Raw genomic sequence first — 13,193 nt, 5'->3', positions numbered from 1 at the left:
ATTTTTATTTGCTAAGATTTTCGACTTTATTTTGAAGAGTAGATATCGTTTTTCTTAAAGTTTTAAGCTCTTCGTCCTGTTGAATTGTATAGAGCATTAACTCCTCTATCTTTTCGAGTAATTTTGCTTGCATATTCCCTACTTGAATACCGTTCTCTAACACTTCTTTTTCACTCGGTATATTGGGAAGATGTCCTTGAGTTTTAATGTGTTTTTTGACCTCATTTAAAGAAGGTAATTTGTAATCAGAGCGAAATACATAATCAGGCCACGGTGAAGCTTCTACTACAATCTCTTTGGCTCTAATATTACCATTTACGGCAAGTTTATAACCTCTGGTATTGGTAGTTCCTATACCAACAGTTCCATCAGTATCGATAATCCTTAAGCGTTCGACTCCTTTGGTTTTTAAGATTAGATCATTATTGTAAGAAGAAAATGCATTTGTAGTTGTGTATACATCTTTGTTAAAAATAAACTTTGGCATATCGGTATAGATATGTGCCCAACTACTGTTAAGAGGTCCAACATCTATATATCCAAAAGTTCCATTAACTCGTAATGCTCCTCCTGCAAGATTTCCTCTAATACTTCCATTAATATGGAGTTTAGTTTGAGGATTAGAAATACCGATTCCCATATATCCATTTTCGTCTTTAATCCTTAAACGTTCAGTTCCTTTGGTTTTTAAGATTAGATCATTGTTGTAAGAAGAAAATGCATTTGTAGTTGTGTATACATCTTTGTTAAAAATAAACTTTGGCATATCGGTATAGATATGCGCCCATCCGCTGTTAAGGGGGCCAACATCAATGTACCCATAGGTTCCGTTAATACGCAGTGCTCCTCCTGCTAGGTTTCCTCTGATGTCTCCGTTGATATGTAGTTTGGTTGCTGGATTAGTCACTCCAACTCCTACATTACCACTTAGACTGTAAATAGTGTTCTGATTGTCGTAATTGTGTTGTGCAGACAATCCTATAGCGCTCAAGAGAGTCACTATTGATAAAATAATTTTTTTCATTGTGTAATAAATTTATTGGTTAAATCTTATTTCTAAAGGTACAAATTCCCTATTTCTATTCTTTTTTTTTAAATGTAAAGTATATGTTAAATAATTGATTATTAATATGTTGTATATGGTTTTTCCATAAAAATAGTAATGTAATCACAAATAAGTTTTGTATGTAAAATATTTTATTCTACATTTGTAGAGTTAATTCTAATAACGTAGAGCAATGCAATTATCAAAAACCGAAGAACAACTAATGCAATATCTCTGGAAATTAGATAAAGCCTTTATGAAGGATTTATTAGACTCTTTTCCAGAACCTAAACCTGCAACTACTACCGTAGCTACGCTATTGAAAAGAATGATTGATAAAGGTTTTGTAAATTATACGTTATATGGAAAATCAAGAGAATATTATCCATTAGTAAAAAAGACAGATTATTTTTCTAAACATGTAAATGGATTGATCAAGAATTTTTTTAATGATTCGGCATCGCAGTTTGCATCATTTTTTACATCAGAAACAAACTTATCTACTACAGAATTAGAAGAGCTTAAAAAGATAGTAGATAAACAAATCCAAAAACAAAAGCAATGATTATATATATAATAAAATCATCTCTTTGTTTAGTTCTATTATGGTCATTTTACAGGCTGTTTTTGGAACGAGAAAATATGCATCATTTTAAAAGATTTTATCTTCTTTTTAGTTTGATTTTTGCATATACGATCCCTTTAATTACTATTACTTATGAAACAGATATAGTACATAATCAAGAAAACTTACAACAATCTGTAGATCATTTGATTATAACTGACAATCCACAGGTAGAAGCTACATCATCAAACTATCTTTCGGTAATAGTATGGATCATTTATGGGGTAGGTGTTTTGATTTTTGCAGTTAGGTTTATAAAAAATATGTATCATTTGATTAAGAAGGTAAGAAGAAATGAGAATCTGAAAGAGTTCTCACACATTAATGTACTTCTTGCAAATTCTATTATTCCGCACACATTTTTACATTACATATTTGTTCCTAAAAAAGAATTTCAGAAAAAAGCTATACCACAAGAAGTATTATTACATGAGAAAACTCATGTTCGACAAAAGCATACTCTAGATATTCTGTTTGTAGAGATTTTTCAGATGATTTTTTGGTTCAATCCAATATGGTTTTGGGTAAAAAAATCAATTAAATTAAATCATGAATTTCTTGCTGATCAAAAAGTATTGAAGCAACAGTTTTCAATACATCAATATATGGACCTACTCGTTAATTATCCAAACAGTACTCATCAAGCTGCATTAGCGAGCCCTATCAATTATTCATTAACCAAAAAACGAATCGTTATGATGTCACAACAATTTTCTAAAACAAAGGCTGCAACTCGGTTGCTGCTATTTTTACCAATTCTTTTTGCATGTATTCTTTTATTTAACAATAAGATGGTAGCCCAACAAAAAAGTACAATCGCCAATACTGTAGCACCAACTCATCCAGATAAAAAAATCAAGATTAGAGTTAGTGGAGAACAAATTAATATTAATGGGATTACCACTGATTTATCTGGTGTGGCTGCCGTTATTGATAATGCTACAAAACAGTGGAAAAACCATGAGTTAACAGAGTTTCAATTTAGTGTCAAATTAGAAAACACAAATGATAAATTTATTAAAAAACTCAATAAGATATACCGAAAAACAAGGTTATATAAAGCTAATCCAGATGGGCATGATCTTATTCCGCCTTCACCTCCGGCACCACCAAAAATGAGAGCAAATGTCGTTCCTGGGCCTCCTCCTTCTCTTAAAGCACATAAAAAATTAAAAGCTCCAAAGCCTCCAAAACCGCTTAAGGCACCAAAAGTGTCAAAGCTTCCTAAAGCACCTTCTTATTCTCATGCAGAATATGAAGAAATTGAAAGTGAAGAAATTGAAAGTGAAGCAGAGCTTGCTATGCAAGAAGTTGAGGTTGCAATGGAAGTAGCAGAAAGAGAAAGGGAAACCTTGATCGAACAAGTAGAAGTAGAAAGAGCCTTGGCAATGGAACGGGCAGAAGCATCAAGATATAAAGCAGAAGAAGTAAGAGAAATGGCGATGGAACAGGCTGAGAAAGCCAGAGTAGTTGCTATGGAAGAATCAAATAGAGCCCGGGAGCAATCCTATAAGATAAGGGAAGAAGCAATGAGAAATGCTGAAAGAGCAAGATTTGAGGCTGAAAAACAGGTAATGGGCCATACTAAAATAGCTCGGGAAGAAGCTAGACTGGCTATGCAACAAGCCGAGAAAGCGAGAGCGATGGCGAGAGATAATGTTGAGAAATCAAGAAGACAGTCAGAACAAGCTCGTAGAAAAGCTATGGACGAAGCTAAAAGAGCTCGTGATGTAGTAAGAAAAGAGGCTATCAAAGAGAGAAAAGAAGCACGTAAGCGTATACAAGAAGCCAGAAAAGCACAACAAAGAGCTAGGGAAAAAGCACAAAAAGAGAATAATTAGCAGATCAATTTTCTGATAATTTTAAGAACGAAAACTCCCCTTAGGGAGTTTTTTTGTGCAACATATCGCTATAAATCAGCGTTATACTTATAATCAATCAAAAACCCTTAGATGATGTTAAAACGTTTTTTTATTTTATGCTCCGGCGCAGATGCCGATATATTAGCAGATAGTTCTGATGGAGAACAGAATAAATATGCTGGTATCGGAGCAACAGTTTTCTTTACTGCAGTAATGGCTTTTATTGCAGCTAGTTATGCCTTATATACCGTATTTGATACTTATTTTGCAGCCATCTTCTTTGGCTTAATCTGGGGACTATTGATCTTTAATCTGGATCGATTTATTGTATCTACTATTAAGAAGAAGGATAATTTTATGGATGAACTCTTACAAGCTTCACCTAGAATTATTCTGGCCGTTATAATAGCTGTTGTAATTTCTAAACCATTAGAACTAAAGATTTTTGAAAAAGAAATTGATCGTGTTTTGCTTGAACAGAAGAATGATTTCACTTTAGCTAATCAAGAGCAAATTGCAACCCAATATACTCCGGCTATTGCTGCAATTGATTCTGAAATTAGTACACTTAAACAGGAAATAACAACCAAAGAAACCGAGGTTAACGATCTTTATGAGACCTATATTGCAGAAGCAGAAGGAAGAAAAGGAACTGAGATTATCGGAAAAGGACCTGTATATAAAGAAAAACGTGAGAAACATGATGCAGCCTTAACAGAATTAGCCGAATTGAAAAAAACGAATGCAGAGAAAGTTACTGCTTTAGAAATTCAAAAAACAGAATTGGCCGCCGAATATGATACTCAAGTGGCTGTATCACAACCCGTTATTGATAATTTTGATGGATTGATGGCTCGAGTGAGTGCTTTAAATGAATTACCCTGGTTGCCTTCATTCTTTATCTTTTTATTATTTCTAGCAATAGAAACCTCACCTATCTTTGCAAAATTATTTTCACCCAAAGGAGAGTATGATTTTAAATTAGAAGATGTAGAAAGTGAAATAAAAACATGGGTTGCGCAAAAAGAAGATCAGCGAAAAGTTCTATTAGAAACAGATCATACTATTAATGATAGAGTATATAGTGATCTTACAGAAGAAGAAGAACTATATGCATATAAGAAAAAAATTGCACGAGAAATGATGAAAAAGCAACAAGATGCTTTTTATAAACGACAGACAGGAATTTTATAGTTTGTCCAGGTTAGATAAAAAAAAACAGACCTCACGGCTTATATTATTGCTCGTGAGGTCTGTTCGTTTAACATTGCTCTATAAAAAAATGATTAATCTATACTATCTGTAGAAAAAAAGGTTGTGAATATATATTCTTCATTTTATGACAGGTGTTTTATACTTCTAACTCAACCTATTTCCCTGGCCATTTACAAATAATAACTAATAACACAACCTCTTTTCTTTAAAATAGTATCGATTTATTTTTTAATAAACTTAGTGGTTAATAGTCCTTTACTAGATTGAAGATGAAGAATGTACTGACCAACAGGTAATCCAGTAACATCTATCAAAACAGAATTAGGGCCAATTAACATATTATTTGGAGTTCTTGGACTTGGAGTACCAAATGGATCTTCTCTTATAAGTTCTTCTCTAGGATCTACGGCAAATTTAACGACTATTTTTTTTACAATTTCTCCAGAAAGTCTTAGTATAGTTACAGCAGCATTACCACTGGTCAAGGGATCTTTAGGAGTTATTACTAAATAGTTACTTGCCGGGTTTGGCGAAAGTACAAAGTGATTATCAAAAGCACTTGTAGTGGTCGGGGTGCAATCATCACTCACTGTACAGTTTAAATAGCCTAATGTAAATTTTATATAATTTCTTATATCATTTAAAAAAGAGACAGGGTTAACACATACAAAATTTAACTTGTAGCAATTTCTCAAATTAAGATGATTAATATTATTAACTATGGTGTGAAAATGCTCATAACTTTGATAAAACTCATGATTTCCGGTTAAATATGCCTCTGTTAAGTTAGGGTTATTACTCACATTTAATGATTTTATAGAAGTACAATTCCTAACGTCAATTTTATTAATTAGGTTATTACTTAAATCTAATTGTGATAGTTTTGCATTATTAGTTGTTATTTCAAGTTCGGTTAATCTATTATTTTGAATTTGTATAGATTCTAAATCAGAGTTAGTACTTATGTCTAAATGATTTATTTGGTTATTCCAGATTTGTATAACTACTAATGAAGAACAATTATTAATGTTTAAAGAAGTCAATACATTGTCAACAGCAACTAGAGTATGTAAATTTATATTGTCACTTAAATCTAATTGAGATAGTTTATTATTGCCAATAAATAATGTAGTTAATTTTTTATTCTTACTAAGATCTATTTGAGTTAGTTGATTAAATCCTATTGTTAAATAATGTAAGCTTGGATTATTTTTAAGATTTATGTTTATTAATTGATTGTTATCAATATTTAAATGATTTAGTTTAGAATTTTTGCTAAAATCGGCAGAAGTTAACTTGTTAAAACTAGCATTAAGCACTTCCAGGTTAATTAAATATTCAATTCCAGTTATGTCTGTAATGTTTTTATTTTCAATATTTAAATGAGTTACTTTTTTTGCTTCGTCTACACAGATTTCTCCATCTCCATCTGTATCTATAGCGGGAGATTGTGCTAATAATGCTTGTTTAAAATTAGGATCTGGGAAATTGATGATTTCACAAGTAGGAGCTAAACTACAATTACTACTTACTCTATAATTAGGATGGATATTATGCCCAGCAGCTCTGTCTTGAGCAGATTGTACATAGGGCTGGTCTACACAAACAAATTGTAAATTTGGGCAATTTTCATAATGTACCTTAGTAAAATCACCATAATAATGATTACCCAGTTTTACCATTCCAAAGTTCTGCCCTGTTAACAAGGCCGTTTTTATATATTGATTATTTAAGAAAACCAATTTTTCCAAAGAGCAGTTTCTTACATCTAAACTGGTTAGATTATTATTATTTAAATTTAATTCTTTCAACTTAGTGTTTTTACTTAAATCAATAGAAGTCAAATTATGATGAGGGATAATTAGTTTTTGTAAGTTGATAAACTTTTCAATTCCGGTAAGATTAGATATTTTATTTGTACCGGAAGAACCATCAATAGTTATATTGATAGTATTTTGTGCTTCTTGCTCACTTATAGTAGAATCATTATTGGTATTTATTGATGATGCTAGTAAAGCTTGTTTGAAAACTGGATCAGGAATATTAATTTGTGCATAAGAGGTTAGGGTAAGACATAGTAGTATCCCCAGAAAGATAATTTTCTTCATAGTATGAATGGGTTAGTTTTAATTTGATGAATTGTTAAAGAATTTGTTTTTTAGACTTTGTATTTAGGATGTTTTTGATTGTTTATCTCAAATTTTGTGTAGGTCTATAGTAGGTTTTAATTTAAGACAAAGATAAAGGCGAAAACTACACTATGACAAGAGGAGTAACTTAAGATTTATAAATCTTGATAAGTATATTTATAAATCTTAACCATTGTTTTTAATTTCAAAATGCTTTTTATCAGGGAGTTTGTTTCTTTAAGAAGGTTTTATGATTTGTTATTAAAATCATACTCTATTTATATGGTTATCCCTTATATTGTTAACAATTTTTAACTAGGCATTTTGAATATAAGAATGAAGAGTATCTATCGTATTTTTTAATTTTTATAAGCTTACCCATTTAAATAGTTCAGAAGTAAAAGGAGGAAACAAAAAAGGTACACTTTGTGGCAATATAGGAAGTATACTATCTTTACCTAATGAAGCTACAGATGACCTTTGTAAGTTATAAATCTTAATACTACAGAATAAAGTAAGAAACAGGGAAATATTCTATTATTTTTTGATTAAAACTTACGATCGGGATGATAAGCTTCTAAACTCAAAGAAGGTTTTTGATCAGAAATAATTTCTGAAACCAGTTTTCCTGTAGAGGTTCCCATGGTCCAACCCATCATAGCATGCCCTGTAGCAATAGTAAGGTTGTTACAAGTATTAGATTTACCAATGTATGGTAAGCCATCTGGAGAAACAGGCCTAAGGCCAGATGTAGTCGCCTCTTTTTCTGCATTAGAAAGTTTAATATCAGGATAATACTGCTGTGTGGCATTTGCGATAGCCTCGACCCTTACTTTATTAATTGTGTGATTGATGCCTGCTATTTCCATAGTACCGGCAAACCTGGTAAATCCCTGCATAGGAGTTACAGCAATTTTAGCCTCTGTTAGTATAGCCGGCATAGTTATCCCTAAATCTCTTTCAGAATTTATACGGTATCCTTTTCCTGCTTCTAGTAACAATTTAATCCCTAGTTTTTTGCTTAATAAATTTGACCATGATCCTGCCGCTAATACAAACTCATCTGCTGTGTATGATTTATTTTTAGTATGTATCGAAGTAATTTTATTGTTCTGTATACTAATATCCTCTACCTTTTCATTTTTATGAATTGTTACTCCCGAGTTTTCAAGAAAAGCTTTCATTTCATCCATAAAGGTCTGTGGGGTAGTATGCCAATCACATTCATATAAGACTGCTCCTTTTGCTTGCAATTGTACATTGGGTTCCATTTGTTTCAATTCGTCAAAAGAAAGCTCTTTTACTGGTAATCCTTCTTTGGTAGCAATCTTACCAACATGAAGTTCTTCTTCGAGCATTTTTTCGGTTTGGCAGATCATTAAAAGACCTTTTTTTTCTAATTGAAAAGCAAAATTTTCATCAGATCTGATTTCAGAATACAAATCTCTACCTAATACTGCAATATCTTTAATGGCAGAAATCCCTCGATTTACATTTTTCACCGAGCAAGATTTGTTAAATGCCCATGTCCAACGTAAGAAATCCGAATTGAGACGAGGTTTTATAAATAATGGGCTAGTGGGGTTAAACATCCATTTTAATCCTTTTTTCATTACACCAGGTGCTGCAAGAGGGATAATATGACTTGGAGAAAGATATCCTGCATTAACGTAAGAAGCACCAGAATCCATTGCAGATTGATCTATTATAGTAACATGATGTCCTTCTTTATGTAAATAATATGCAGAACATAATCCTATGATTCCGCCTCCTATGATAATAACTTCTTTACTCATAATTGTATACACTTAGACAAGCTTAGTGTGGTATTCTGTTATGTTTACTTAGTTCTTTATTATGTCTTATTTAGCCTTGACTAAATAACCTGAAACCCATGTGCATAGGGATCATCTTCATCATCAATAATGATAGTGTTGTATCCATAAACTTTTGCCCATCCTTGAATACTTGGAATAATGGCTTTTATGTTACCTAATTCTGTTTCTTCTTCGACTCTACCTATGAATGTGCTTCCAATAAAACTTTCATGAACGAATTCTTCTCCTTGTTGTAGTTTTCCTTTAGCATATAATTGTGCTATTCTTGCAGAGGTTCCTGTTCCGCAAGGAGAGCGGTCGATAGCTTTATCTCCATAAAAAACAGCATTTCTACCCGACGAATCTGGGTTGATAGGGTCTCCTGTCCAAAGCATATGACTAACATCTCTGATCGTATTATTTTCTGGGTGGATAAATGCGTCAGGATATTTTTTGTTAATACGTTCTCGTACCACTTGAGAATACTGGATTAGCTTACTTGCAGTAAAATCATGAACCCCGCTAAAGTTTTTTTGAGGATCTACAATAGCATAAAAATTTCCACCATAGGCAACATCAAAAACGAGTTCTCCTAATTCTGGGCATTCTATAGTTAAACCTTCTGCTGCCAGATACGATTTTACATTTTTGAGTTTTACCCAATCTACTTTTTTATCTGTTTGCTGGTATTCTATTTCTACGAGTCCAGCTGGAGCTTCCATTCTAATTTTTCCTGGGGTTTTGGGTTGTATTAACCCTTCTTCTATGGCTATGGTGATGGTTCCAATAGTACCATGGCCACACATAGGTAGACATCCAGACGTCTCTATAAATAGAATAGAAAAATCATTATCGGGGTGGTGTGGTTCGAATAAAAAACTACCACTCATCATATCGTGTCCTCGAGGCTCATACATTAATCCTTTTCTTATCCAATCATATGTTGTAAGAAAATGTTGACGTTTTTCGCTCATCGTTTTTCCAATTAGATCAGGTCTGCCCGTCGTAACAACCCTCACTGGGTTTCCGCAAGTATGAGCATCGATACATTTGAAAGTGGTTCTAGCCATTTTTTGTTTTTTCGATATAAGTGTTAATTCTGTTTTCTAAAATTGAAAGCGTAACTGTACCTTGCTCAAGGACTATTTCATGAAATTCGCGAATATCAAATTTACTTCCCAATACAGTTTCAGCTTTTTTACGCAGTTCTCTAATTTTTAATTCACCAATTTTATAAGACAAAGCCTGACCTGGCCATGAAATATATCGATCGGTTTCTGTATGTATTTCATGTAATGATAATGCTGTATTCGAAGACATAAAATCGATGACTTGTTCACGTGTCCATCCTTTGGCATGAATCCCTGTGTCTACTACCAAGCGACATGCACGCCACATTTCATAGGTTAGTTTTCCAAATTGCTCATAAGGTGTAGTATACATCCCCATTTCCTCTGCCAGAAACTCAGAATATAATCCCCAGCCTTCTCCATATGCAGATAGATATAAATCTTTTCTAAACTGTGGGATACTATCCCCTAATTCATTGTTTAAACTGCCTTGCAAATGATGCCCGGGTACAGCTTCATGTACGGTAAGCGATGGTAGTGTGTATAATGTTCTGCTAGGCAAATCATACGTGTTTACCCAATAATACCCTGGATCTGTACTATTAGCTTCTGTACCTACGTATCGACCACTGGTGTATTTTGGAGCAATTGCATCTGGTACTGGGGCTACTCCATATGGTTTTCTGGGTAATGTCTTAAAAAAACGAGGCAACTGTTCATCTGCTCGCTTAGCCATATCTCGGGCAATCATAAGCAGCTCTTCAGGCGTTTTTGCATAGAATTGCTCATCGGTACGAAGAAATTTAAAAAAATCTGCAAAACTACCCTGGAAATTAAGCTCTTTTATGATGATCTCCATTTGAGCTTTTATTCTGGCTACTTCTTTTAATCCGATATTATGAATCTCGTCTGCAGTATATGTAGTACTCGTGGTATAAAAATTTATCTTGTTTTGATAGTATGCCTTGCCTTTTGGAGTTTGGGATACACCAATGGCTGTTCTTGTCTTGGGTAAATATTCGGTTTCGAAGAATGTTTTTATTCTTTTAAACTGAGGAATAACCTTGTTTTTAATTGTTTCTTTCGCAGCATTACGTACCGAATCCTTTTGAGTTTGGGTTAAAATCTCTGGTAAACTTTTAAAAGGAGAATAAAAATAACTGTTTTTAACACTATCAACGATATGATCATTATATGTTGATTCATATCCTTTAAAAATGACTCTTGGTTGAGAGACTCCTTTTTCAAGACCTTCTCGTAAGTTTATAAAATGCTGATCTACGAATTCGGGGATTGCATTAAGTTTGTTCAGATATTTTTTGACCTGCTTGTAATTGGCCAATGGCCTAACCATATAATTGAGATTACTATGAAATCCAGAGTCGGATAATAAAGGATTAAGATACCCCTCGAACTCATAAAAATCAACAGTTCTCTGCAAAGTAAATTTTAATAACTCAAGAGATATTTTATCAGTCTCCTTGAGTAGTGCAGCATCAATACCATTTAGTTCTTCTATCTTTTTTTGTGCAAAATCAGCTTCTTTTTTGAAATACTCTTTGGTAAAGAGACCTAGAGGATATTCATCTTCATCATAGCCTTTTCTTTCTTCAATTTCTGCAATAATTTGATGTAATGGAACCGATGGGTCTTTCTCTTTCTCTTTTTGTTCATTACAACTAAAACAGAAAAGCAATATTAGAATTGCTATGATTTTAAAAAATTTCATTCTAAACAAGTATTAATTTTTTTAGTATTGATTATAAAAATCAGATTTTAGAATCTGTATGCTTACCATCAACCAATCTTGAAATCCCTAAAGGGTTTTCATTCTTAAGTTCGTTTGGTAATAAATTATTCGGCCAACTTTGATAGCTAAATGGGCGTACCCAACGTTTAATAGAGTGAATACCAACTGCTGTAAATCTACTATCTGTAGAGGCAGGATATGGACCACCATGTAACATAGAAGGGCATACTTCTACTCCTGTAGGAACACCATTAAAGATGATTCTTCCTACCCTGTTTTGTAATGCATCAATAACTGTATTGTATTGTAGCGCTTCTTCTTTTTCTGCTATAATAGTTCCTGTAAGTTGTCCTTCTAAAGTATTGATTATAGTTTCTAATTGTTCAACATCTTTACATTGCACAACCATAGAGAATGGCCCAAATACTTCTTGATGTAGGGCTGTATTTTCTAAAAATGTTTTTCCTTCTACTGTGGTAACTGTTTGTCTTGCATAATTCACGGCAATATCACTATCAAGCTCTGCTGTGACAGATAATCCATTTTGTTGCAATGCATTTGTTTTGTTTCTTTCAAAATTTCCAATAATATTGGGATGCAACATACATGAAGGTTCGATTTTTACAATTTCTTCAGAAAGTACTGTTATAAAATTGGTTAAGGCTTCTCCCTTAATACCGATAAGCAAACCAGGGTTTGTGCAAAACTGTCCGGCTCCTACTGTTATTGATTTTGCATAGGTTTTAGCTAAATCGACTCCTTTGGTAATTGTTGCTTCAGGTAATAGGACTACAGGGTTTATACTTCCCATTTCTGCAAATACCGGGATTGGTTCTGGTCGTTTTGAAGCCAAATCAAATAGTGCTCTACCTCCTCTAATACTACCTGTAAAACCAACTGCTTTTACTGCGGGATGTTCTACTAATTGAACACCTACTTCAATTCCTGAACTATTAAGGTTAGAGAATACTCCATTTGGCATCCCTGTTTTTATAGCAGCTTTGATAATTGCAGCAGATATTAATTCTCCGGTTCCTGCATGCATAGGGTGTGATTTTACAATCACAGGGCATCCTGCAGCAAATGCGGCAGCAGTATCACCTCCAGCTGTAGAATAGGCTAATGGGAAATTACTTGCTCCAAAAACAACAACGGGCCCTAAAGGGACCAGCATTTTACGAATATCTTGTTTAGGGATAGGACTGCGATCTAAATCAGCAGTGTCTATAGAAGCTTCTACCCACGAGCCCTCGGCTACCAGATCAGCAAAAGTTCTTAATTGTCCTATAGTTCTACCTCGTTCCCCTTTTGCTCTTCCTTCTGGCAAACCAGTTTCTGATCTATATGTTTCTATTAGAAGATCATCTAAAGCCAGAATCTCATCGGCAATTGCATTTAGAAATTCTGCCTTTTTAGCACCAGAAACCTTTCTGAAAATTTCAAAAGCTTCTGAAGCTAATGATACGGCTTTTTCGATTTCTTCTTCTGAGGCTTCAAAAAATGTATGTTCATTTTCAATATTTAGCTTAGGATTAAAAGTTGTGTAGGTTTTATTTCCTATAGCCGAGAGCTGATTTCCTATATAGTTTTTGCCTGTTATCATAATTCTAAATGATTTAATGTGTAAATAGATTAATTTCTAATGAAAGAATGATGTCATCTCTATTATTTTTTGATTAC

Annotated in this window: 9 protein-coding genes; 3 read left to right on the top strand and 6 right to left on the bottom strand. The window is 33.3% G+C overall.

Annotation, left to right across the window (positions count from 1 at the left end; translation table 11 throughout):
* Positions 1-4: 4 nt before the first annotated feature.
* A complete protein-coding gene (locus tag AAFU52_RS06000; protein ID WP_024772520.1) occupies positions 5-1,024 on the bottom strand; it encodes a hypothetical protein in 1,020 nt (339 codons plus the stop codon).
* A gap of 214 nt (positions 1,025-1,238) precedes the next feature.
* On the opposite strand from AAFU52_RS06000, the gene AAFU52_RS05995 reads away from it, so the two are divergent.
* From AAFU52_RS05995 to AAFU52_RS05985, 3 genes are all read left to right on the top strand, one after another.
* Positions 1,239-1,610 carry a BlaI/MecI/CopY family transcriptional regulator gene (locus AAFU52_RS05995; RefSeq protein WP_024772519.1) on the top strand — a complete coding sequence of 124 codons (372 nt, stop codon included), beginning with the start codon at positions 1,239-1,241 and terminating at the stop codon, positions 1,608-1,610.
* Positions 1,607-3,511, top strand: a complete 1,905-nt coding sequence (locus AAFU52_RS05990) for a M56 family metallopeptidase (RefSeq protein WP_438425844.1) — start codon at positions 1,607-1,609, stop codon at positions 3,509-3,511. The genes AAFU52_RS05995 and AAFU52_RS05990 overlap by 4 nt, the downstream gene beginning before the upstream one ends.
* A gap of 114 nt (positions 3,512-3,625) precedes the next feature.
* Positions 3,626-4,726 (top strand): DUF4407 domain-containing protein, encoded by a 1,101-nt coding sequence (locus AAFU52_RS05985; RefSeq protein ID WP_438426621.1) that lies wholly within the window; start codon positions 3,626-3,628, stop codon positions 4,724-4,726.
* Positions 4,727-4,968: 242 nt separating this feature from the next.
* On the opposite strand, the gene AAFU52_RS05980 is transcribed toward AAFU52_RS05985, so the two are convergent.
* The 5 genes from AAFU52_RS05980 to AAFU52_RS05960 all read right to left on the bottom strand — a co-directional run bounded on the left by AAFU52_RS05980 (position 4,969) and on the right by AAFU52_RS05960 (position 13,116).
* A complete protein-coding gene (locus AAFU52_RS05980) occupies positions 4,969-6,855 on the bottom strand; it encodes a leucine-rich repeat domain-containing protein (RefSeq protein WP_438425843.1) in 1,887 nt (628 codons plus the stop codon).
* A gap of 569 nt (positions 6,856-7,424) precedes the next feature.
* Positions 7,425-8,672 (bottom strand): NAD(P)/FAD-dependent oxidoreductase, encoded by a 1,248-nt coding sequence (locus AAFU52_RS05975; protein WP_024772514.1) that lies wholly within the window; start codon positions 8,670-8,672, stop codon positions 7,425-7,427.
* A gap of 80 nt (positions 8,673-8,752) precedes the next feature.
* Entirely contained in the window at positions 8,753-9,763 is a 1,011-nt protein-coding gene (locus AAFU52_RS05970) for a 4-hydroxyproline epimerase (protein ID WP_438425842.1), read from the bottom strand.
* The gene (locus tag AAFU52_RS05965; protein ID WP_438425841.1) at positions 9,756-11,492 is read right to left on the bottom strand and encodes a DUF885 domain-containing protein; all 1,737 of its coding nucleotides are present in this window, start codon (positions 11,490-11,492) and stop codon (positions 9,756-9,758) included. The genes AAFU52_RS05970 and AAFU52_RS05965 overlap by 8 nt, the downstream gene beginning before the upstream one ends.
* Before the next feature lie 40 nt (positions 11,493-11,532).
* Entirely contained in the window at positions 11,533-13,116 is a 1,584-nt protein-coding gene (locus tag AAFU52_RS05960; protein ID WP_438425840.1) for an aldehyde dehydrogenase (NADP(+)), read from the bottom strand.
* Positions 13,117-13,193 lie beyond the last annotated feature (77 nt).

Origin of the sequence: Aquimarina macrocephali (genome assembly GCF_051627225.1) — a bacterium.
Taxonomy (GTDB): domain Bacteria; phylum Bacteroidota; class Bacteroidia; order Flavobacteriales; family Flavobacteriaceae; genus Aquimarina; species Aquimarina macrocephali.
This window is presented reverse-complemented; position numbering and strand designations above follow the sequence as displayed.